Genomic DNA, 21,863 nt, shown 5'->3' on the forward strand with positions numbered 1-21,863 from the left:
ATCTGAACCCGATCGAGCAAGCCTTTGCCAAGATCAAGGCACACTTGCGCAAGGCCGAGGCGCGAACGTTCGACGCGCTCTGGCGCGCCCTCGGCGACATCTGCGATTTGTTTGAGCCGCACGAGTGTTGGAACTACCTCAAGGCTGCTGGATATGCGTCCGATTAAACATCCGATGCTCTAACCCAATCACTGACCGAGTGAGGCCATGGCTCAGGCTTCTGCTGATCTTGAAGCTGATGCGAGAGTTAATCTCTACACATTACTGCTCTTATGATGAATATACAGAGACTTATATATTTAGAAAATAAATAAAGCTAATATATTGACTGAGATTTACTAACTGTGATTATTGCCTTTCCTGTCTGTTCGGGTGCGGACACAGGAAACAAATCAATGAACAACATTTGCAGTGCGCCGCAATGCGGCACCCCAGCATCAACACGCTTCGGACGATATTGCCGACCGCACGTTGCTCAACTCAGGCGTCATGGCGCTATTGGTCAAACGGGTATCACCAAGGCTGACCTCAAGGTCTACCGCCATATCGTTGAAGCACGTCTGGAAAAGAACAAGGACAAGCCTCTTCTGACGCAGCTTGAAGCCCGTTGGGGAGCAGTCATCACCTATGCCGCGACCGTCCGTGAAGAGGCACGGTCCAAGCCAATGGTTCGCTACAGGCGTGAAGCTGCGATTGAGACACTGAGGATCGGCAACAACGTCAAGCCGAGGGATGTGATCGAGGCCGTCATGGCAATGTACGTCATGCAGGATCAAGAGCCTCGGAGGTTCAAGAACCAGGATCGCCACCTTCTCCTCAGCGACCTTGAGCCGAACCAGAGCGTCGTCACGCTCCTGCTCCCGGATCTGTACGCGGTCGCGCCAAAGTCGGGCAGCAACTGTTTCGTCCTTATCTCCCATGGGAGTCCCCTGTTCGGTTTGATCCACGAGGTTGGCCAGCAGAGAGTGGCTGAAAGACGTACGTGCCTGCGAACTGACGTATCGATGCCACTACTCGCATTGTCGATATCTGTTTAACGAGAGGCGCCGTTCTCTGCGAGATGTTTCAAGCGCCCTCGCTCAAGCAGGGTTCTGCACAAGTCCAGGGAAGCCTTATATGGCAGAGGCTGTCCCTAGGATGGTGAACGGATATTCTTCAAGCCACTGCGAATGGAACGCCCCAGCCGACGAAACTGGGTGAGTGGTCGTGTCAACGAAGCCTATAAAAAAGCCCCGTCGGGATCTGTCTGGACGGGGCTGAGTCGCGGAGGCCGATCAAGGGGACCTAGGGGCATAACGCCTCCACATCAAAATAACGCGGAACTGAGCAGGGGAGTTCCGAGAGGCCTGCGCGATGAAGCTTGAGTGCCGGAGGATCACGGAAGCTCGGCCATTGCGTTCGGATGGTTGGAGAGTAGGCCTCCATGCGTGTTTGTGCTACAATTTCATTTGTCTGGATGGTTGCAAATGCCCTCCACTCCCCGCCTTGATCAGAGGAGGCGGACATGGCCTTCAAAGACTTTCTGCTGTTGACCCGCGAAGGCGCCGAATCCGGCAATCAATATGCACTGTGGCTAGCCAGCATGTGTGGCGCAAGACTGACGGTGGCTTCCCCTGCGATCGACCACAGGCTGCCTTCCATGGTCGCGTCGGAGCTGCCAGCCGACATCCTCTCTCGTATTCGGGAAGATGCCGAGCAAGCCACGGACAGGGCACTTGATGCTTTTCAAAAGCGCGCGAAGCAGACGGATGTTGCCGTGGAGACCTTGACGCTTGAGGCCCCGAGCGGCGACCTCGGCAGAGAGGTCAGTCGTCTCGCGCGGTATTTCGACGCCACCGTTCTCGAGCAACCGGACCCTGGAAGGCACGACACCTCCGACCTGATCGAGCCTGTGCTCTTCGGGTCAGGGCGGCCAACGTTCATCGTGCCTTACATCCATGTGCCGCCACAGCTTAGGACCGTGCTCGTCGCATGGGACGAGGAGCTCCCAGCGGCCCGCGCCATCGCGGATGCCTTGCCGCTCCTCCAAATGGCTGACCGGGTAGAGGTTGTGACGGTGTCAAATTCACACCAGAGAGGGGGCTCGCATGTATTTGCCGAGACTATGGCTCGGCACTTGGCCCGGCACGACATCAACGCCGAAGTAAACACGATCCCGAGCGGGGATATGGATATTGCCAACACTCTCATATCACATGCCGCGGACGAGAGCGCAGACTTGATCGTCATGGGCGCCTATGGCCATTCGCGGCTGCGGGAAATCGTGCTTGGTGGCACGACCCGCACCATCCTCGAGTCAATGACGGTTCCGGTGCTGATGGCCCATTAAAATTGACGTTGCTGGGGATTGGGTGAGGCGGCAAGGACCGCAGTTCATCCGTGCGCGCCCTCGCCCCTCCGGCCATCGGCCTCAATGCAGGCTCTATAGCTGCTGAGTGACAAGCCAGTGACATCACTTTTCAGGTTCATTTGAGTACATGTTCGATCGAAAGCAATAATTCTTATCTGCGCATCGTTAATAGGACAGAATACTTCGTGGTCCCGTTTGAAGTCAGTAAATCTAACCCCAATTCTCCCTTGTCATTTCAGACACTGCAGTGAAACCTATCAGGAGTTGCATTGACGCTTAACTTTGATTGAAATGATTTGCGGGAAATTGTTGTGGTACGTCTTCATCAGAGAAGCGCGAAACTAGCCTACTCGGATCAGCTCAGTCTCGAATCCACTATGTACACTGAGCTGGCCGTCCGTGAGTTCCAGCTTGCCAACGGTGTGGCCGTCCTTCGACACCAGGTCGTTAAACGATGAATATGGCACACAAAACAATCGGGTTGGAAAGCCTCGCTCCCATTCAAATTGGAGATGCGGAAACATTCCTTTCGGCTGCGGAAGAGGCGCGGGTCAAAGCTTGGCTCTACTATTTTCCCCTGTTGTATTTCTACGGCCAGTTTCGTGCGCATACTTTGCTCTGGGAGCGTTATTCCGGGTCCATTCTGGTCTACCAAGTCCGCCGGCGCGAAGGGCATAGGCGGATGGACTTGTATCTCCCGCCATTCCCGTTCGATCCTGCAGCGCTACGACATGCTCAGCAACGAATGCAGGAGTTTAACGGTGACCTAATGGGTCGGATCGTCTGGGTGCAGGAAAGCGATGCGCTGCCGGTTGCGCGGGCAGGCTTCGAAGTCTTCTTCAGGGAAGAGGAATTCATTTACGACCGAGCGGCCGTTATACGATTGGAAGGAGCGAACTTCAAAAAGCTCCGGAACAAGATATCTGGGGCACTCTCTCAGGGACACGTTGAGACTAGGCCTTATATCTCAGCAGACAAAACTGCTTGCTTCACCGTCCTAGAAGCTTGGAGAGAACGACTAATCAAATGTGGGATCGCTCCGAATGGATATCGCTACACCCGGTCCTGTCTAAAAGCAGCCGAACGTTTTCCCCTTTCTCTATTGAAGGGGATTGTGGCTGAGGTTGACGGGCAGGTGCGGGGCTTTGCTTTCACGGGATCAATCACTGACACCTTGGGCTGCAATTTTCTCTGTATTACAGATATCAGCTGCCGGGGCCTCTTTTATCTCCTTTGCCACCGAATGATGGCCGATTTTTCGAACCTGACACATTTCAACGATTCCTCAGATACGGGGCGGCCTGGGTTGCGTGCGGCAAAGAAACTGTTCAGGCCTGTTGAGATGCACGGCCTCTTCGGTGCCCGAGAGCGACCAATTTCGCGTCACAGCGGATTTTCTCTAAGCTGACAGAAAGTGTCAGGTTCGCTCAAATGCGGCGCTGAACTGACGGCATGCCATTTGACCCTACTTGTAGTGAAGCTCGGCTGACACGCGCTGACATGATCGCAATGAGAGCCTATGTGCATGCGCGCCCGCGTGAGAGGGTCCTCGGCGGCACGACGCAGCCGCTGCTCAAGACCTGGTTTGTCCCTCTGTTCCTGTCCTATTGAGCATGAGAGGACGAGACGTTTGCACGAAGCGTCTCGCCTCACATCCACCAGCCTCGCATGGAACGCAGGTGAGTGGCAGATAGTGGGGCATCGCTGCTAAGCGATGCCCGAGGCACGGAGCTGGACTGTTCATTCAGGGTAAACAAGTGAAGCCTGGATGCCTGGCCGAGTTCGCCACCGCCGATGGAGCCGCCACGGCAATTCCGTACAGGCTGGAAGAGGGTCATCTAGGGCGAGGACTGCCCACTCAAGAGGCGGCCGGATCGATTGAATGTATTCACCCAATGACAAGCGACCTCTCCATATCTCGCTCATTCCAGCGAGAACATCGGTGGCCGCGCGGATCCAGCGAACACCCACACGGCCGCGAGTGTTTTGGATGACCTCACCATGTGCCAGTCGCCAGCTTAGGTATGGAAAATCAACGCCGGCGGCACGGCCGATTGTGTGCCAACCCCAGGTACGGGCGTTGATGTCCAGGAGCTTGGGCTGTTGGGTCTGCGGATCGCATTTGAATTCGATTTCAACCAGCCCTGTATAGGCAATGGCCGCAAGCAGCTCGCGGGCTGGCTTCTCAATCGCAGGTTTGTCCACTGTCTCGACAAAGCTGCTGCCGTGTCCGCCAAAGTCGATAGGATGCTGCCGAACCCGACGGGCAACAAGCCAAGCCAGGGGCTTGCCATCCGCACACAGTGCCGCGAATGAAAACTGCCCCTCTCCTCCTCCCTCGATCAGTTCTTGGATCATGATGGAACTTGGGTCGGTGAGCTCGCAGGCCTCAGCATAACGTTCAATCAATTGCTGACGCCCTTCAACACGCCAAGCCCGAGCTTTCGTCAGGCGATTAAGCTTAGGTTTCGTTGCTGGCTTCAGGATGCAAGGGAAGGTGCATTCGAGCCTCATCACCTCCTCCATGCTTTGTGGATAATGCGTCTTAGGATGGTCAACTCCGATGTCTGATGCCAGCTTGTATGTGAGCCGCTTGTCATATGCCCACTGCACTACCGTCCAAGGCGATGTGTTCAACAGAAAGCTCCCGGACAGCAGGTCGTGATGTTTCGCGACGAGAGCGGATGACTCGTCATCAGTCGGATAGAGCACCCAGTCGAAGAGGGAGTAGCGAGCAGAGACCTCAAGAAGAGAATCAAGTCGCGCTTTATCATCCATCGGCCAAGAGAGCCTATGAGCGACAAATCGGGAGGATGCCGCGCAGACATGTTGACCATCGTGCATGATCCAGACGGGGATCCCATGGCGTCCGAGGCTACGAACTGTGCCAAGTGCAATGTAGTCACCACCAATGACCAGTGCTCCGGGCCGGCGCTCGCCGTCTGCCACTCCCGGAATTGTGGGTGCCGTCGAGCCCATCTTAATTCCGAAGGCTCAGGTTACTCTGCGACCGAACACGAAAGGGTGCTGCCATACGTGAAGGCACGACATGCCTGGTGATTGCCCGTGCTGCATAGCCGGTCCCTGCCACAAAGCGCATCAACGGCCCAAAGTTCGCGGCAGCGACTGCACCTGCAAAGTGAAGGCCGGGAACAGAGGATTCCAAGCCGGATGCAAGTTCCGGCACGCCGTTTATCCTCCGCAATGACTTGGCTAAAACCGGGGCCAGAATGGTCTCTTTGTCGAGATCGACTTTGTAGCCGGTTGCCAGTACCGCACGATCGACCAACCGCTCGCTGCCATCGTTCAGCAGGAGACGCAAACGCCCCTCGGTAGGTTCGGCAGTAATAACACTCCGCCCCGCAGTCATGCGTACGTTCTCTAGTCGAGGCCGCAGCCAAGCTGCACCAACGGGGCCTACTTGGTGAGCTACCCAGCGCTGCGTTGAACTGGGGAGCGAACGGAGCAGCTTCGGTAGCTCTATAAGCCAATTGATCCCAGGAGGACCAAGTTCGCTAGGCGGATATATCAACTTGTGAACCGGCGAGTTCCGCAGCAGGTCTCGCCCCGAGAGGAAACGGATTGTCGAGTTTCGGGCAATGACCTCCACGTCCGCACCAGCCTCATGGAGGAGAGCAGCCAATTCAAGTGCGCTCTGCCCTGCCCCTATCACAGCAACCTCAAGGCCCTCGAAGGCTGCCGGATGCCGGACTTCTGAGGAATGGGGCGCGAGAGCCGTCGGGATATTCGCGAAAGCTGCTGGTCGCAACGCATAGCGTTCAAGTCCCGTTGCGATCACAACCCGTTCTGCCGACACGACGTCGCCATCACTGAGCGTCAGCCAGAACCGATCCGAATTGTAGTTGATCTGGAGGATCCGGCGGCTGTCAACCTCGGGCACGGCACGCTGTTGGAACCAGAGACCATAGGCGATGAAATCTTCCAGTGGGATTCGACGTGACAAGGCCACTCTTCGCTCGGCCTCGAAATGGTCCAGGGTCAATGCGCGGTTGGGATCCGCGATGTGGCTTCCCGGCCGTTCTGAGCGAAGCAACATACCAACTGGCATTCCACTGCGCCAGAAGCTCATAGCCTCACCAAAAACGAGCGGTTCGACTCCAGCACTTCGTAGATGAGCCGCAACGGACAACCCGTATGGTCCAGCACCTATGATGGCTATTCTAGACATCATCATCGCTCGTCTGTGCATGAATTGGGCTTGCAGAGCGCGCAGGGATCCAATTATTAGACCAGCGCAAACAAACTGATTAATGCGCAACCAGCTACGTCGAATATTTTCTATAGATAATATCCCACGGCATTGTGGTTTACACAAGGCGCAATGTAATCGCACGCATCGATGCAACATATTGCACTGTCCAAACTTAGCGATAAAAAATATCCGTCCTGATTACCTACAATGTATATTTCGATCCAACAGATTATTGTTTTGTGAATAGACGCCGATCCAGCCACATGCTAAAGTAATTAAGCTATGTCAAGGCCCATCCACAGCTGCAGGAAGGGCAAAATGAATAACGACGACATCCCAATCCAAGAGCTTATCAATCCGCACAAGGATAGCAGACTGTCGTCAAGCTCCATAAGAAATGCATTCGTTCTGAATGATCACATTTCTCATCCTAGGATTGGTGTAATCGGCTGCGGTTATTGGGGCTCCAAGCATGTTCGCGTCTTGAGCTGCATACCGAATGTAGACGGGGTAACTGTCGTCGATCACGACCGGCGCGCTCGCGAAAGCATCTCTGCCGCATTTCCGGCTGTTCGTGTTTCCAGTGATTTAGAGGCAATCCTACCTTACATTGATGCCGTAGTTGTCGCCACGCCACCGCGAACCCATACCGAAGTGGCTCTCAAGGCACTTCGCCACGGCAAACACGTGTTCTTGGAAAAGCCACTGGCCACTTCACTGGCGGAGGCTCGTCTGTTGGTCGAGGAGGCTCAAGAAGCGGGATTGGTCTTGATGGTCGGGCATACCTTTGAGTTCAATCCCGCCATTATAGAACTCAAACAGCGGATCATGAGAGGTGAGCTTGGCCGTGTGTATTATATGCACTCCTCCCGGCGCAACCTCGGTCTATATCGATCTGACGTGAATGTCGTTTGGGATCTCGCTCCACATGACGTTTCAATCATGAATTCCCTGCTAGGTTCAGTTCCATCTGCGGTAAGCGCGTGGGGCTCGACCATAATGTACCCTGGAATTGAAGATCTCGCCTATATCCGGCTCCAATATCAGGAACTCGGTGTCACTGGGTATATCCACGTCTCCTGGCTCGATCCAAACAAAGTACGCGAGGTCATTGTGGTCGGGAGCAAGAAGATGGCGATCTACGACGACCTGCGCGAGGAGCGGCTCCGCATCTTCGACCGAGGAGTCGACCGCTCTCAGCATTCAATGCAGTTCGAGCGACCGCTGTCGTACCGTTATGGCGATATTGTTTCGCCGCACATCCAGTTCGAGGAGCCGCTCGCCCTGGAAATGAGACACTTCGTCGAGTGCGTTAGCAACGGCAGCGTCCCACATACCGATGGTCGTAGCGGACTTGCGGTAGTCGCCGTCCTTGAAGCGATTGATGAAGCGCTCGCGACTGGAAACACTGTCGAGGTGCGTTACCCCTTGCAAGCCATTTTTCCTAAAAACCGGTGAACGAAAAGATGTGCTCTGATCGACTGGTGGCCCATGAGCATCCCTTTTCTCGATCTGCCCGCAATGCACGCTGAGATCACCCTCGAACTGGACGAGGCTTGRCAGAAGGTCACACGCTCGGGAAAATTTATTGGTGGTGAGTTCGTCGAACGGTTCGAAGGTGAATGGGCTGAATACTGCGGCACATCGTATTGTGTCGGTGTCGCCAACGGTACCGTAGCTCTGGAGCTTGCTCTAGCTGCATTGGGCATTGGCCCAGGGGATGAGGTTATCGTTCCGGCCAATACTTTTTTCGGAACCATCGAGGCCGTCATCGCGGCCGGCGCCAAGCCTGTGTTCATCGATGTTGACCCTTCAACGCTGCTGATGACGGCGGACAGTGTCGAATCCGCAATCACAAGCCAGACAGCTGCCGTTATTGCGGTGCATCTCTATGGCCAGCCTGTCGATATGGATGCCGTAGGAGCAGTCACCCGAGCTGCCGGCCTCACCGTCATCGAGGATGCCGCGCAGGCGCAGGGCGCACTGTGGCGCGGCCGGCGAGCGGGCAGCCTTTCGCACGTGGGCTGCTTCAGCTTCTATCCGAGCAAGAACCTTGGCGCTTTTGGCGATGCCGGAGCGGTGGTGACAGATGATCAGATGCTTGCCGAACAGATCCGCTTGCTCAGCAATCACGGCAGGTCGGGCCTTGAGCATTATCGGCACGACAGCATCGGTGGAAACAATCGGCTGGATGGGTTGCAGGCAGCAATCCTCTCGGTCAAACTCAAGCGCCTCGATGTATGGAACGAGGCCCGGCGTCGTGTTGCKAACTGGTACAGGATGCTCCTCGCTGACATTCCGGTCGAGCTCGTACGCACGACGCCCGATGCTGTCAGCAGCTGCCATCTTACTGTGATCCGAAGCTCACATCGTGATCACATCCAGCAGCAACTGCTCGCAGAAGGTATCACGACCCTCATTCACTATCCCATTCCCTGTCATCATCAGCCTGCCCTTGCCTCATCGGCCCCACCACAGCTTCCGGTCGCGGAAGGTGCGGCTCACCGCGTCCTGTCGTTGCCGATGGGTCCCCACCTGACGCAAGAGGACGTTGTGCAGATTGTCGGGGGGATTAGCCGTGCCTTGAGCATCGTGGACGTGACCCATGACCCCACTTCCTGGGGGGAAATGGAAGCAGCACCATGATCCGCACACGCATTCCTCGCATCAATGATTGCCTACTCGCGAACAGACTTGCTCTTCCTATTTGGCTCGGATGGAGCCTGTCCAGTCGATTGGCTGCCCCGAACTTCAGCAAGCGATTGCTCGACTTATTGTTTGCCGTTCCTGCTCTGATTGTTGCCCTACCTGTCATGCTGGCCGCGATAGCCCTAATACGTCTTTCGGATCCAGGACCGGTGCTCTTCCGGCAAGTTCGGATCGGACAGGGGGGGCGCCCCTTCACCATGCTTAAACTGCGAACCATGTACCTTGACAACGATGACTGTGCTTTCCGGGAGTTTAACACCCGTGAATTCCTCGGAGATGCACAGCCCAGCAGCGACGGCATATTCAAACTCGATTCCGATCCGCGGGTTCTGCCGGGCGGCAGCTTCCTACGGCGATACAGCATAGACGAGTTGCCACAACTTATAAACGTGTTGAGGGGGGAGATGTCGCTTGTCGGCCCTCGCCCTTCTCTTCCATGGGAGGTGGAACTTTACAGCCCGGAGCAACGCCACCGACACGATTGCCTGCCCGGTATGACCGGTCTGTGGCAAGTAAGCGGACGTAGCCGCCTGACAGTGCAACAGATGTTAGAACTTGATCTTACCTATGTGGAACATCGCTCCCTAAGGTTAGACCTCTGGATCCTTTTGCATACGCTACCTGCAGTGCTGCTGGGCGAAACACGCTAAGAGACGAAAGAACATGGGCACGCGGTTCCCCCCATACTCAATTCCAACCCTTGCATCATCATCTTGGCAGTCAGACGGCACCATTCAAGCCGGACTCTCGCTGCAGAACAGGATCCTGACCTCATGAGCTCGATGCTGGTTCACGTCTCTGAGGTTGAGTGGAGCCATCATCTGGCGAGCCATCGGCTAAGCAGCCTGTTCTCCTCTCCGGCATGGATCGACGTCATGACTCGCACTTACGGCTTCAATGTCCGTGCATCCGTCCTTTCCAGCCACGGCGCTGTGGATGCCACAATTCTTTTCAGCCATATCCGGGATATCCGTGGAAGCCGCATCGTCTGCCTGCCGTTTTCTGATTATTGCGATCCTCTCGTGGAGGATCGCAGAACATGGCAGGAGCTGGTGGATCCCCTTGTCGCCCTCAATGCGCCAATCAGACTGCGTTGCCTTCGGAATTCCTTGCCCGATGATGACCTGCGCTTCACCATGTACAAGCGAGCGAAGTGGCACGCAATTGATCTCGGCCGCACGCAAGACGAGCTATGGGATGGCCTTTCGGGGCAGGCACGCCAAAACATACGTCATGCTTGTCGCAGCGGCGTTACCGTCAGAGAAGGAAAGTGCCTGGAAGACGTTCATCTTTTCCACCGTATGCACTCTCGTCTCAGAAAGTCGAAGTATCGCCTTCTGGCGCAACCCGCGGCTTTCTTCGATCATCTTCACCAAATTTTCTCGCGGGAAGATCGTTTAACGGTGCTCATTGCGGAGCTCGACAATACTCCACTAGCTGGAATACTCCTGCTTCAATGGAGTGATGCGTTGTATTACAAATTTAACGCAACGCTCGACTCATCGCATCGTCCGAATGAGCTGTTACTCTGGAGAGCAATGCTTTTGGGGCACAAGCGCGGTCTGAGAACCCTCGACCTGGGCTTGTCGGACCACGACCAGCCTAGTCTCATACGCTACAAGCGGAAGTTCGCTACAGAAGAGCAGGATATCCGCTTTCTTGAGTGGCTTCCCCAGAACTATTGCAATCCACACGGTGATGAAGCCTCGGAGATATTCAATCACGTCACGCGTCTACTCACAGACCCTTCGGTACCTGATGAGATTACGCGGGATGCAGGTGACAAGTTCTACCGCTTCTTCGCTTGAGAGTACGGGGTAAGTTCTGCTTCGGTCTCGCAACCGTGACTTTTCCAGGCGACTTGAGGCCACTTGCGCGTCTTGAGGCGAGATCCGGTAAATCGAATTCTGGTATGGAGGAAGCGTTGACCAAGATCCACAACAAGATGGCCCCTTCCGGTGCAAAAGCACTAACCAGCCCAGACAACCGTGTTCGGCTGCCGGAGCAATCCGCCGTGGGGGAGAATCCTTCAGAAGTGCCATTGCAGCCACATCGCTATAGCAGCGCGAAGCTCGTCTTTATCCTCATGCTTCCAGTGCTGGTCACGGCCCTGGTTGCATTTATAGTTGCTTCGCAGAGCAAGCCCATTTACGCGGCCCGCAGCGAGGTCATGCTAGATTTGAGGCGCTTGCCTTGGGATGTTGCGGAGAGAGTTGTTGCCACTGAAGTCGTAGTGGCCCAGAGCCGAGCACTTCTGGTGCCGGTCGCTGACAGTTTTCAAATCCCGGTACGAGATCTGGAAAGGGATTTCAGTCCCGAGCTCATCCGTAACAGCAGTGTTGTTCGGCTGCAATACGAGCATGTCAACCCGACGCTGGCCCTGGAGATCACCCGGATTATCACTGATCGCTATGTCGCGACTCTCCAGAATTTCTCATCCGAGGAGACGCGGGCCCGCATTTTGACGCCGCCCTTTATTCTCGAGGAACCCATATCGCCGAAACCCTTTCGAGCCGCAGCCGTCGGAGCGGCCATCGGTATGTTGCTCGCCGCTGTTGGGGCGACGCTGTGGATCCAGCCATGGCGAACAACCCATCAGGCTTGACCCTTAACATGCCTTCCGCCGAGGTCGCTGCCCTTGCAAGCGACTCGCGCACGGCCGCAGTATGGACCCTGGTGAGCCGCATTACCGGATTTGGGCGGGTTATATCCGTTGCCGCTGTGCTTGGCCCTACCTATTTCGGCAACCTGTTTCAGACGCTCAATATCCTGCCGAATCTTGTCCATGATCTGCTTGCGGGGTCCCTTGTCACGGCGATGCTTGTGCCTCCTCTTGCACGCTGTTTTAACCAGAAGGACCTCCCAGCGGCTCACCGACTCGCCACAGGTTTTCTGACCTTTGCCCTGTTGGCGTTTCTCGCTCTGATTGGCTTGATCCTGTTGGCTGGACCCATGATCCTAGCGCTGATCACGGGCGCAGTGCGTGATCCTGTTGTCCGCGACCTGCAGCTTCAGATCGGATTTCCCCTCTTGGCGATGTTGATGCCCCAAATGTTTCTTTACGGGATCATCAGCATTGCCACTGCAGTGCAGAATGCGCAGCGCCGTTTTGCTCTTGCGGCGGGCGCGCCTGCGCTCGAAAATATCGGCACCATTGCGGTCATGATCGCATCGGCCGCAATCTTCGGCATAGGCGTCGACGTGAGCGCCATGACCCGTGCCCACTTGCTTTTCATCGGGATCGGCTCCACCAGTGCAGTAGCGCTCCATGCGGCAGTTCAGTGGTGGGGTGCCAATCGGGCCGGCATTGCGCTGCTGCCCACTTCAGGCTGGCGCGACCTCGAGGTCCGTTCGCTCATTCGCATGGCGATCCCTTCCAGCGTTTTTACGGCACTAGGCAGCACTTTGTATCTGAGCCTGCTCGTTGTTGCCGGAACTCTGCCTGGAGGGGCGGTAGCATTTCAGATCGGTCTCAACTTTTTCAATGTGCCCGTCGCGCTTTGCGCAAGGCCGGTTGCGGCGGCCCAACTTCCCCTTCTTGCACGTAGCTTCGATCATGGAGACCGCACTGCATTCGCCGAGATTTACCGCGCCGGACGGACATTGACGCTCTTCATTGCACTGCCGGCGAGCCTTCTGTTCTGCGGCCTTGCCGAGGCTCTGGCGCGTGCTATCGCATTCGGCGGGATGGCGGGTCCCGATGGCGTCGTGCTCGTCACTGCGGCAATCGGAAGCCTAAGTCTCGGAATTGTGGGCGAGGCTCTTTTCATCGTCGCAACATCGGCTTCATATGCACGCCGAGACGCCACAGTACCGTTGCAGGCAATGGCGGTCCGCGCCGCGCTTACCTTGGGCGGAATGGCGTTTGCATTTTGGCTCGTTCAAGGCACTCTGGTTTTGTGGGCACTTGGTCTATCGGCATCGGCGGCCAATCTGCTGGGAGCAGTCTACCTGCACAGCAAGCTGAGGCATAACTACTTGCCACAAGCCAAAATTCAGACCCGCTGGCTCTTTGGAACGTTCATGGCTGCCGGTGCAGCTGCGATGTCGGGCATTATCATGGCGAGGTGGCTGACCGGCCCCAATCAGACTAACCTTGAGAAAATTGGTGTGGCCCTCGCCGCCATCCTGGCGGGTGGTGTGTGCTACCTTGCCATCCAATGGATACGCAGTTCGGAAGAAATGAGACATCTATACGCCGGCACCCTGACCGGGCACGTCTTCAGAAAGACCCACGAGATGAAGGGCAAGACGGACACAAGCTCCGACGCCCCAGCGACTAAGAGCCCCCCATGATATCCGTGCGGCAGCTTGCAGAGCCTTGGGCTTCACCATCCTGGGCCGTGGCCACCGTCTGGGTCCTCGGACTTGCAATCTTATCCGGGACGGCAGTGGGTCTTGCGGAGGAATGGGCGGTGCCAAGCTCCATTGCCATGGTCGTTTACGTGGCGGTTGCAATTCGGCCGGAGATCGGGGCCTATCTCTACCTCCTGATCGCTCCTTTGATCCTTGGTCTTCCACGGGGCAGCCTCGTTCCATTTGCTCGACCCAGTGAAGGATTATTGTTCTTGATACTTTTGGCCGCCTGCGCCCGAATTGTATTCGAATGCATGCTGAAGAAAGCGCAGCGCATGGTGTTCGATCAGATTGACCTCGCCTTTGTAACACTGGCTCTGACCAGTTCGGCGATCCCTCTGCTGATGCGGTTTGGCCGCAATTTGCCGATTTCAACCGACGATCTGTTGTACGCCCTCGTATTGTGGAAGTACTACCTCATTTACCGGTTTTATCGGTACGCGATTACGACAAGAGCGCAGGTCAAAACCTGCCTTGTGCTCGCCATGCTTTCATCGGCCGTGGTGGCGTCCATTGCGGTGCTGCAGGTGCGCGGCCTGCTCGGAGTACGTGAGCTGTTGTGGACTTACTACGATCGCCCGTTTGAGGGGCTTTCTGGGATTGTTACCGACCGTGGAACATCCACCCTGGCCTCGTCCTTCAGCATGGCCGACATAATGGCCATGTGCCTTGCCATCGCTCTGGCATGGCTGCCGGGTCAGTCCGTGGCACGCAAGATGCTCTTTGTCGCCGCTGCAGGCGTCTTCGTGTTGGGATGTATGGTCTCGGGCCAGTTCTCGGGAGCTATTGGACTCGTTATCGCGGTGCTCACAGTCGGTCTTGTCACAGGACGGCTACGTCAATTCCTGATCACCGCTGTCCCCCTCACACTGGCAGCATCGGTCTTGCTGTGGCCCGTGATTGAGAGACGGCTGAGCGGATTTCACAGTCTTGCTGGGCTTCCGCGAAGCTGGCTCGGCCGATTGGATAACCTCGAACGTTTCGTCTGGCCCGAATTGATTGCGGGGTCCAACTGGCTGGTCGGGGTTCGCCCCTCGGCCCGCATTCCAGCACCTGAACCATGGCGCGAGTGGATTTATATCGAAAGTGGCTATGCTTGGCTGCTCTGGACAGGTGGTCTGCCGATGCTTGTTGCTTTTATTGGGTTCGTCTGGATCTCGCTCCGGGCGATGGCAAGAGTCGTCTGCGAGGGAGAAAGCCCGATATCTGTTGCCGCAACCGCCGCGATCGCAGGCTTGGCCATAATGGTTGCGCTGATGCTGTTTGACCCCCATCTGACCATGCGCGGCGCGGCAGATCTCTTTTTCCCTTTATTGGCGCTCTCCTGCACGGCTTCCGGACGTGAGCGCACCCTGGGCTCAGTGGCGTGAGTTCGCTCCGCCGTCCTTCAAATGCCGCGTATATTCAGAAGCCGGGCCTCTTCCACGTTTGCCTGTCGAGATGAGATTTGACTCTCTCGATGTACCTGTTTGCTGCTTCATCGTACCATTTGCCGGAAAACCATAATCCGATGCAGCCCCACTCATCCCCCTTGGCATAACCGTCTTTTAGCCAGTGGCTAAAAGCTCCTTCATAGCAGGCTCGAAGCCACCCCATAGCGTAATCTACATTGTACGCTGTGGACTGCACGGCCAGAGGGTAGGTGCCTTCATGCACTGTGACCTTTACCTGGAGAATACCATAACTCTGCCAGCAAGGTGCCTCTTGGCCGATGATCGAACAGGTTCGGGCATCATAGGACAAATCCCCAACCTGCGACTGGCGCCAATAGCTTTCCTGAACCGCCCGCGCTCGGGTCACGTCCTCATCAAATCCCCATTTGCAGGCGCCCCATCGGATGATTTCGTCCGTAGTCCCGGCAAAGCTTCCATCGATACGGTTCGCAAAGTTTGCATTGAAACTGGCGTTCGCACCGTCGATTTTGATCCCCTTATGAGCCGGGTAATTTGACTCATAGTTCTCAACGCGAGGTTCCCATACCGATCCACGGATCCGCTCGATGCAGCTCCTGCTGCTTGGCAGTTCTGCGCCTGGTCCGAGATCATTAAAATGATGCATGTCCGCAGTAACGTCACTCGCCATCATGCAAACGGAACTCACTGCGATGGCAAGCAGAGCCGGCTTGCGCAATATCTGATCGGCGCGCTTTTCCATCACCATTGCCACTCGCAGACCCGGTTGGCTTATGTCAACATTAGCAGTCTAGATCTATGTCGCCACGGAGACGACGCCTCACCTGATAAACTTAATCGATCCTAGCACTCTCGGCGCGCCGGGCGCAGAAGCGTATCATAGACATGGAGGTACCTCTCTTTCACATTTCGCCAGCTATGGACCTCGTAGAGTTCTGACGTCCGCTGGACGCGACGCTTTAAATCGTCAGCATTCTGGAAGGCGAAGAGCACTTGACTGGCTAAGTCGGCCTCGTCGCCCGGGTCAAAGTAGAGGATGGTGTCTTCTGGGAAATAGCTGGCAATAGATCTGAGCCGTGATGCGATGATCGGGCGCCTGAGCGCCATGTACTCGTACATCTTGTTTGTGTGAACGAGGGCGGAATAGGGATTGCACCGCATCGGCACGACGGTCACATCCGCACAGAGGATCTCCGCTATCATGGCCTCGAACGGAAGGTACCCCAGATAACGCACATGAGATGCGACGCCAAGTTCCTCAGCCTTCGCAAGCACCGCAGGAAGATCATCGCCCTGTCCCATGAACCTGAACTGGATGCCAGGAATCTCATTTCTCACACGAGATACAGCACGAACAATCAAGTCGAAACCGTATCGCTGCTCAATTGTGCCATGGCAAAGCAGCTTGAATGTCCCCGTACGGCGGTCTTCCTCTTTCACAAGCGCTACCTGCTCCGCTAGATAAGCATAGCGCTCCAAGCTAAACAGGTGGTCATCCGGCACGTTGAGAATTACGGTGATCTTACTGACGTCTGCCCCACGCCGGCCGAAATTCTCGCGCATTTCATTGGTCACAGTTAGCACGTGGTCTGCATAAGACAGGCTCAAGCGCTCGGCCAATTCGACTGCTCTAACTAGGAGGCGGTGTCGCAGCCTATCAAAGAGCACGCCGAACAGTTCCGGCATCGGCTCGTGCATATGCAGCACTACCTTCACCCTTGCCAGTCGAAGAAACAGGGAGGAGAATACGAGGTAATCCGGCATGGTGTTGATCTGAACGGCGGACAGCCGGCGACGCCAGTGCAACCCAACCAATTCCACCGAGGCTAAAGCGAAGAAGGCATTGTACTCAAACAGGTACCTGCCTATGTGGCCCCTACGGTGCACAACAGGCAGCCGGCGGACATGGACGCCATCAATGATTTCACACTCTGCCTCCCCCTGCCTGCGGAGGCAAATGACGTGAACCTCGAAGCCTGCTTCGAGAAGCGCTTCGGCCTCCCGTTTTACATTGAGCTCACCGGGATAGAAACTGTGCCGCACGATGCACACGCATCTTATCCCTGACAAGTCGGCTTGCCGCTTCATATGTGATCTCTCGTATCCGGCAAGCGTAAACGCGTCTTCGAGATACAAGCCCGTTTCCTACACGCCGCAAGCGAGTCCGGCGCGGCACTTGCGAATTGATCTACTTTAGCGCGGTGCAAGGCACACGCGGGGAATGCATCAGAATCTGGGATTCCCACGGACGATATGTTTTGCCGCAGAGCCATTTAGGGATAGTATCGCGAGGTGCGATCCAGGGCAAATTCGAGCTGCAACAGGTTCATGAACTGTTGGATAGGTAGTACTCGTCCAAGGTGATCAGACGTCGACCGTGCAGTTATCTGGAATAGGGATTACAGCATGCTCGATATGCACCGTGCAGATATTGCGAACAGCAATATCCCATCAAGAACAGAGGCGCATTGGCCTCCCATTTCAAACGTCCTTTCAAGCCTAAGGTCGTGGTGCATCAACGCTTTGGTGATCCCATTGGCGGCAACGTTATCTCCGATGCGGCCACGGGCAATGGCTAGATGCTGTCGCCTGATCATCTCCCTCCTGGTTGCGAGTGTCTCTGCCCCTGAATCACCTCGCGCTCAACCTTCGTTTTCCGGCGCCCAATCCTGTATAGAGAGATCACACGAGATCGAAAGCGCCGTTTGGAAGGATCCTTATTATCCCGGGAAGCAGATTTGGGGCTATGTCGATCGGCATAGCGTCGTTACCGGCGAGTCCTTCAACCTGATGCTGTCGACGAAGCCAGCGTCTCCACCAATTATGGTTCGGGCGGAAATTTTCCATATGAGGCCCTCGTCAGGCGGCGAGCGGCAGATGGTATGGCAGAGCCAAGCTTTTCAGGTCGTTTGCCAAGCGGTCCCGAGTACAGCAGCCGCTATTGGCCCTGGCTGGCAGCCGACGCTCGCAGACATCCAGAGCACCGGGCTGCAACCAGGTTATTATATGATTGACATCGTCCACGAAGATAGCAAAGTCCGAGAGCTGAATGTCGCCAGCTTCGTCGTGAAAAGCCCGCGCAGGTCTGGAGACATCTTAGTAAAGCTTGGCACCAATACCTACCAAGCCTACAACAGCTGGGGCGGCCACAGCCTTTATGTAAGCGACCTCTACCATATTCAGGGACAGATCGTCAGCTTCGACCGCCCGACCCCGCCTTCCTTCCTGGAATATGATTGGCACTACGTAAAATGGCTCGAGGCTGCCGCGATGAGAAACGGCTGGACAGTCGATTATGCCACGAACTTCGACATTCATACCGATCCCCATCTCATGGATGGATATCGTATCGTGATCGTGCCGGGGCATGATGAATACTGGACCAAAGAGGAGTTCGATGCGTTCGAGCGGCGCATCCTTGTCCAGGGAAAGAATGTCCTGTTCCTCGGCGGTGACATTGCCTACGCGCAAGTTCGCTATGCTGATGTGAACCGCGCACCGCGCGGCCCGGACCAAGGACGGGAAATGATCGCTTATAAACGACTTGAGGATCCCATTCGCTGGCGGGTAACGTCAGGAGAAGCCGATCTTCTTGTGACCGCCCGCTTCCGCGATGGACGGCGGCGCCCCGAGACCATGCTGACGGGCGTCGGCAGTGAGGGCGTGTTCACGCCGGTGACGGACAACAATCCGGCGTATCCGCTCCATGTCGTACGCACCGATCTTCCGTTTTTCGCCGGAACAGGACTTCAGCCCGGCGCTTCTGTCGGCAACCTCGTGGGATACGAGTGGGGGAACAGCGATCCGACGAGAGATGGGACACGACTATGGGATTCCGAGAGATCACGGATTGCCGCCCTCCCCCGCGAACGAGTTTTGGTGGTTTTCGAGGGCCGGCCCCGAAACGATAAAGGACAAGAGGGGCGCACCGAGTCAGTTTACTTCACACTCCCATCCGGCGCGAAGGTCTTCAGCGCTGGGACCATCCGCTGGGCTTGGGGGTTGAGCAAACCAGGATTTGAGAATGAACCATTCCGTATACTGAACGAGCATCTGATCGAATACTTCCTTGAGCCGTCTCGACGATAGTCGCGCCCGGACCGGTATATCCCGGACTGCGTCTCAGATACGGCCAGACGTTCTATGTCTGATTGGCGGGGAGCAGGCCCATCAAATCTCGGTCGAGGATCGCCGCATTGGCTTTCAAGTCCATCAGTCAGCCTTGAGACCCTCGGGATTAGCAGTTGTGTTCGTGCCAGTCGAGAGCGCACGCGCCTGCGTAACACAGCCAACTGCATCAGGCCGTTCAGAATATGGAGATCACTGGTGAGATCTTACACGGATTGAGATTGATGCTCACGCTCATTCCGATAGGCCCGTGCCTATGCTACTCTGCTTCACTGGCGAGACGCCGCTCTCCCTGGCCATGAGCCGCATCCTGCTCGGGCGCGGCACTTGCACGAACGGTAGACATTTGCTCACCGGCCTCCCATTCGTTTGTTGCAGAACGTCCATTAAGCGCGACCTAAGGAGCGGTCATTGCATGAGATTGGGTTGAACTTTCGCGGTGCACCTCTTGCACGATTCGTGCTAAAGTCTTTGAGGAACCTCGTCGTGGCAATGTAACGATTTGCATTTATGCGGATGTTCGCTTTCGTTGTGCAAGCGCCGCCAGTTTGGACATCGGCGCAGGGATGCACCGGAGCCACTTGTTGATGCAGCCATGTACCATTGAACACGCATCTCTAGCGTGAACTTCCAGCCTTATTGGAAGGATACGAAGATGTTCTCGCAAGCCGAACCGATCAATCCCATGCTTCAGTATGAGGGGATCGTGCTTAACGGCGGCGAGTTCAATTCCGACCCAAATCTGAACCGCTGGTCGAACAACAGCCCAGATTACGGCGGGTTGGGCTCAAACTACATTTACCCGAACACTCGAGAGATCGATTACTTCGTCTCCAAGGGCATGAATACATTCAAGATCCCGTTCCATGCCTGTAACCTCTTGGATGAAACCAAAGCCGATGATCTCAGGACTGTCACGAAATTGGTCGACTATGCCGCCTTGAAGGGCGCGACAGTCATCATCGATCCACACGACTACGGATACACCTACAAGGGCAAGCTCATTGGGCGCGACGCCGGATCGGTGGATGAGTTTGCGAGCGGATGGGCGTCCATCGCTTCCGTATTCAAGAATAAGCAAAACGTGATTTTTTTGCTTATGACGGAACCAAACGAGCAGACCGCAGCGGAATGGTTACAGGGTGCAAACGCCGCCATTCAGGTAATTCGTGAGATAGGAGCGACGCAGAAGATCCTCGTTCCTGGATCCTATTGGAGCGGCGGTTGGTCCTGGGTCTCTTCCGATAATGATACAGTAGTCGGGTTGGGTGTTAAGGATCCACTAGACAACTATGCTTTTGAAATTCACCAGTACCTCGACGCCGATTTCTCGGGTTCGACTAGCTCAGTTGTTCGTGATTCAGGTTCGACGACGCTTCAACAGGTAACAGACTGGGCACGCTCCCATGACGAGCAGTTGTTTCTGGGAGAGTTCGGCTTCGCGTCCGATATGGCCTCAATGAGGGAAGGCAAGGCGCTCAACGACTTCACTCACGCAAATTCAGATGTCTGGATCGGCCAGACTTACTGGGGAGCCGGTCCATGGTGGGATGACTACATGTTCTCTGTCGAGCCAACCGGGCTCGGCACTACAACTGTAACTGATAAACGCCAGATGAGCGTTCTAGACGAATATCTGCTAGTCGCGTAGCTTATTTATATATCTCCCACTAGCTTCCAAGGCGAACAATAGCGTCAAGAACCGGCGTGCTGCCGTCCAAAGGCTCCACTGCACTACCCTGGAACAGGCATGACAAACCCAGCGGAATGGGGCGCTCTGGCAGCAGGGCTGAAAAACTGGTCGACGAGACGGATTCTGCCTGTCGATCCGGACTGCGGCAGCATGCAAGCGAGCCCTGGAGGGACTGCGGGTAGGTGAGCAGATCTTTGGTGTGCGCCGGTTCGAGCCGAAACTGGGGCATCGACAGATGGCCTGCCGTGAAGGCCTCCGCCAGATCCCCGATGGCGTAGCGGGTATGCAACCGTCGGAATGGTGGCGCCTCGGGAATGGGGCTATTGCCGAAGCCTACAATGGCGTGGCATTGGGCGCAGTTCGTTTGTGCGAAGGTGAATCTACGCTGCACGTGTCCTGACTGAGCCATGGCCATGGATGAGTCTAGTGCAGGTGCAATAACGAGGGAAGCAAGCTGCTTCATCATCGATGCTCCACTACCCTTGAAGGGTCGGCCGGGTGCGCGGGCTCAATCAGACAATTACGGAATTGGGCGCATATTCCTACCAGATGGCACCAAGCTCAGTACGGACCTGACACCACTCGTGTCGCAATAGCAGCCCGTTGATGGCAATTTCGATTGTCTATTGGATTTTGGTTTGAGTGTCGTCGCGCTCTGCCGTGCACGGTCACTTCGGATCAAATTCTGAAAGCCCTTGCTGTTTAGGAACTTCCACTAACGGGATGGACCGGGCGTGCTTACCGGCGCACCCGTCATGAGGGGCGCCCCAGCACGAGGATCTGAGCCATGCCCACAGCTCCGCTTCAGCCCGTTGCCACCCTTGGGATCGACATCGGCAAGAACAGCTTCCACCTCATCGGCCTGGATGCGTGTGGCGCCATCGTCCTGCGCCAGAAGCTCTCGCGTGGGCAAGTTGAAGCTCGGCTGGCCAACATGCCGGCGTGTCTGATCGGCATGGAAGCCTGTGTTGGCGCCCATCATCTCAGCCGCCAACTTCTGGC

17 protein-coding genes and 2 pseudogenes are annotated in these 21,863 nt (G+C 55.9%); 14 read left to right on the forward strand and 5 right to left on the reverse strand.

Translation table 11 applies throughout. From position 1 onward, the window contains the following. The 4 genes and pseudogenes from ACXJKO_RS19470 to ACXJKO_RS19485 all read left to right on the forward strand — a co-directional run. Positions 1-167: pseudogene (locus ACXJKO_RS19470) on the forward strand (IS630 family transposase); the annotation flags it as partial. A gap of 228 nt (positions 168-395) precedes the next feature. Further along, complete coding sequence (locus ACXJKO_RS19475) at positions 396-1,037, forward strand: hypothetical protein (RefSeq protein ID WP_457092735.1); 642 nt, start codon at positions 396-398, stop codon at positions 1,035-1,037. Positions 1,038-1,504: 467 nt separating this feature from the next. After that, complete coding sequence (locus ACXJKO_RS19480) at positions 1,505-2,329, forward strand: universal stress protein (protein ID WP_457092736.1); 825 nt, start codon at positions 1,505-1,507, stop codon at positions 2,327-2,329. Between the two features lie 475 nt (positions 2,330-2,804). Further along, complete coding sequence (locus ACXJKO_RS19485; RefSeq protein WP_457092737.1) at positions 2,805-3,758, forward strand: phosphatidylglycerol lysyltransferase domain-containing protein; 954 nt, start codon at positions 2,805-2,807, stop codon at positions 3,756-3,758. Between the two features lie 332 nt (positions 3,759-4,090). Here ACXJKO_RS19485 and ACXJKO_RS19490 read toward each other — a convergent pair whose 3' ends face one another. Next, positions 4,091-5,128 carry a carboxylate--amine ligase gene (locus ACXJKO_RS19490; protein ID WP_457092738.1) on the reverse strand — a complete coding sequence of 346 codons (1,038 nt, stop codon included), beginning with the start codon at positions 5,126-5,128 and terminating at the stop codon, positions 4,091-4,093. Positions 5,129-5,330: 202 nt separating this feature from the next. Next, complete coding sequence (locus ACXJKO_RS19495) at positions 5,331-6,719, reverse strand: NAD(P)-binding domain-containing protein (protein WP_457092739.1); 1,389 nt, start codon at positions 6,717-6,719, stop codon at positions 5,331-5,333. A gap of 162 nt (positions 6,720-6,881) precedes the next feature. Between ACXJKO_RS19495 and ACXJKO_RS19500 the strand changes: the two genes are divergently transcribed. From ACXJKO_RS19500 to ACXJKO_RS19530, 7 genes are all read left to right on the forward strand, one after another. Further along, a complete protein-coding gene (locus tag ACXJKO_RS19500) occupies positions 6,882-8,021 on the forward strand; it encodes a Gfo/Idh/MocA family protein (RefSeq protein ID WP_457092740.1) in 1,140 nt (379 codons plus the stop codon). A gap of 33 nt (positions 8,022-8,054) precedes the next feature. Next, positions 8,055-9,209, forward strand: coding sequence for a DegT/DnrJ/EryC1/StrS family aminotransferase (locus ACXJKO_RS19505; RefSeq protein WP_457092741.1), 1,155 nt, complete (start codon positions 8,055-8,057; stop codon positions 9,207-9,209). Beyond that, complete coding sequence (locus tag ACXJKO_RS19510; protein ID WP_457092742.1) at positions 9,206-9,922, forward strand: sugar transferase; 717 nt, start codon at positions 9,206-9,208, stop codon at positions 9,920-9,922. Before ACXJKO_RS19505 ends, ACXJKO_RS19510 begins: the two co-directional genes overlap by 4 nt. Before the next feature lie 123 nt (positions 9,923-10,045). Further along, entirely contained in the window at positions 10,046-11,080 is a 1,035-nt protein-coding gene (locus tag ACXJKO_RS19515; protein WP_457092743.1) for a lipid II:glycine glycyltransferase FemX, read from the forward strand. A 116-nt stretch (positions 11,081-11,196) separates the two neighbouring features. After that, positions 11,197-11,877: a hypothetical protein gene (locus ACXJKO_RS19520; RefSeq protein WP_457092744.1), complete on the forward strand. Its 681-nt coding sequence runs from the start codon at positions 11,197-11,199 to the stop codon at positions 11,875-11,877. Beyond that, positions 11,853-13,568 carry a murein biosynthesis integral membrane protein MurJ gene (gene murJ, locus ACXJKO_RS19525; RefSeq protein ID WP_457092745.1) on the forward strand — a complete coding sequence of 572 codons (1,716 nt, stop codon included), beginning with the start codon at positions 11,853-11,855 and terminating at the stop codon, positions 13,566-13,568. The genes ACXJKO_RS19520 and murJ overlap by 25 nt, the downstream gene beginning before the upstream one ends. Then, positions 13,565-14,998, forward strand: coding sequence for a hypothetical protein (locus ACXJKO_RS19530; RefSeq protein ID WP_457092746.1), 1,434 nt, complete (start codon positions 13,565-13,567; stop codon positions 14,996-14,998). The genes murJ and ACXJKO_RS19530 overlap by 4 nt, the downstream gene beginning before the upstream one ends. 34 nt (positions 14,999-15,032) lie before the next feature. On the opposite strand, the gene ACXJKO_RS19535 is transcribed toward ACXJKO_RS19530, so the two are convergent. Continuing rightward, positions 15,033-15,782: a hypothetical protein gene (locus ACXJKO_RS19535; RefSeq protein WP_457092747.1), complete on the reverse strand. Its 750-nt coding sequence runs from the start codon at positions 15,780-15,782 to the stop codon at positions 15,033-15,035. Between the two features lie 101 nt (positions 15,783-15,883). Beyond that, positions 15,884-17,176: a glycosyltransferase family 4 protein gene (locus ACXJKO_RS19540; RefSeq protein ID WP_457092748.1), complete on the reverse strand. Its 1,293-nt coding sequence runs from the start codon at positions 17,174-17,176 to the stop codon at positions 15,884-15,886. A 270-nt stretch (positions 17,177-17,446) separates the two neighbouring features. On the opposite strand from ACXJKO_RS19540, the gene ACXJKO_RS19545 reads away from it, so the two are divergent. Together ACXJKO_RS19545 and ACXJKO_RS19550 are read left to right on the forward strand one after the other, a co-directional pair. Continuing rightward, positions 17,447-19,129: a N,N-dimethylformamidase beta subunit family domain-containing protein gene (locus ACXJKO_RS19545; RefSeq protein WP_457092749.1), complete on the forward strand. Its 1,683-nt coding sequence runs from the start codon at positions 17,447-17,449 to the stop codon at positions 19,127-19,129. Positions 19,130-19,823: 694 nt separating this feature from the next. Then, the gene (locus ACXJKO_RS19550; protein ID WP_457092750.1) at positions 19,824-20,819 is read left to right on the forward strand and encodes a glycoside hydrolase family 5 protein; all 996 of its coding nucleotides are present in this window, start codon (positions 19,824-19,826) and stop codon (positions 20,817-20,819) included. Between the two features lie 19 nt (positions 20,820-20,838). Here the strand turns inward: ACXJKO_RS19550 and ACXJKO_RS19555 are convergent, their stop codons facing one another. Beyond that, positions 20,839-21,324 carry a hypothetical protein gene (locus ACXJKO_RS19555; protein WP_457092751.1) on the reverse strand — a complete coding sequence of 162 codons (486 nt, stop codon included), beginning with the start codon at positions 21,322-21,324 and terminating at the stop codon, positions 20,839-20,841. A 324-nt stretch (positions 21,325-21,648) separates the two neighbouring features. Here ACXJKO_RS19555 and ACXJKO_RS19560 point away from each other — a divergent pair. Further along, positions 21,649-21,863 (forward strand): annotated as a pseudogene (locus tag ACXJKO_RS19560) (IS110 family transposase); the annotation flags it as partial.

Source organism: Microvirga sp. P5_D2, assembly GCF_054049475.1.

What these genes read in the sequence shown, in the direction of transcription:
- ACXJKO_RS19555 (WP_457092751.1), bottom strand. Translation starts at nt 21,324, where the DNA reads ATGAAGCAGCTTGCTTCCCTCGTTATTGCACCTGCACTAGACTCATCC.
- ACXJKO_RS19515 (WP_457092743.1), top strand. Translation starts at nt 10,046, where the DNA reads ATGAGCTCGATGCTGGTTCACGTCTCTGAGGTTGAGTGGAGCCATCAT.
- ACXJKO_RS19495 (WP_457092739.1), bottom strand. Translation starts at nt 6,719, where the DNA reads ATGTTGCATCGATGCGTGCGATTACATTGCGCCTTGTGTAAACCACAA.
- ACXJKO_RS19550 (WP_457092750.1), top strand. Translation starts at nt 19,824, where the DNA reads ATGTTCTCGCAAGCCGAACCGATCAATCCCATGCTTCAGTATGAGGGG.
- ACXJKO_RS19480 (WP_457092736.1), top strand. Translation starts at nt 1,505, where the DNA reads ATGGCCTTCAAAGACTTTCTGCTGTTGACCCGCGAAGGCGCCGAATCC.
- ACXJKO_RS19475 (WP_457092735.1), top strand. Translation starts at nt 396, where the DNA reads ATGAACAACATTTGCAGTGCGCCGCAATGCGGCACCCCAGCATCAACA.
- ACXJKO_RS19530 (WP_457092746.1), top strand. Translation starts at nt 13,565, where the DNA reads ATGATATCCGTGCGGCAGCTTGCAGAGCCTTGGGCTTCACCATCCTGG.
- murJ (WP_457092745.1), top strand. Translation starts at nt 11,853, where the DNA reads ATGGCGAACAACCCATCAGGCTTGACCCTTAACATGCCTTCCGCCGAG.
- ACXJKO_RS19500 (WP_457092740.1), top strand. Translation starts at nt 6,882, where the DNA reads ATGAATAACGACGACATCCCAATCCAAGAGCTTATCAATCCGCACAAG.
- ACXJKO_RS19510 (WP_457092742.1), top strand. Translation starts at nt 9,206, where the DNA reads ATGATCCGCACACGCATTCCTCGCATCAATGATTGCCTACTCGCGAAC.
- ACXJKO_RS19545 (WP_457092749.1), top strand. Translation starts at nt 17,447, where the DNA reads ATGCTCGATATGCACCGTGCAGATATTGCGAACAGCAATATCCCATCA.
- ACXJKO_RS19485 (WP_457092737.1), top strand. Translation starts at nt 2,805, where the DNA reads ATGAATATGGCACACAAAACAATCGGGTTGGAAAGCCTCGCTCCCATT.
- ACXJKO_RS19490 (WP_457092738.1), bottom strand. Translation starts at nt 5,128, where the DNA reads ATGGATGATAAAGCGCGACTTGATTCTCTTCTTGAGGTCTCTGCTCGC.
- ACXJKO_RS19535 (WP_457092747.1), bottom strand. Translation starts at nt 15,782, where the DNA reads ATGGAAAAGCGCGCCGATCAGATATTGCGCAAGCCGGCTCTGCTTGCC.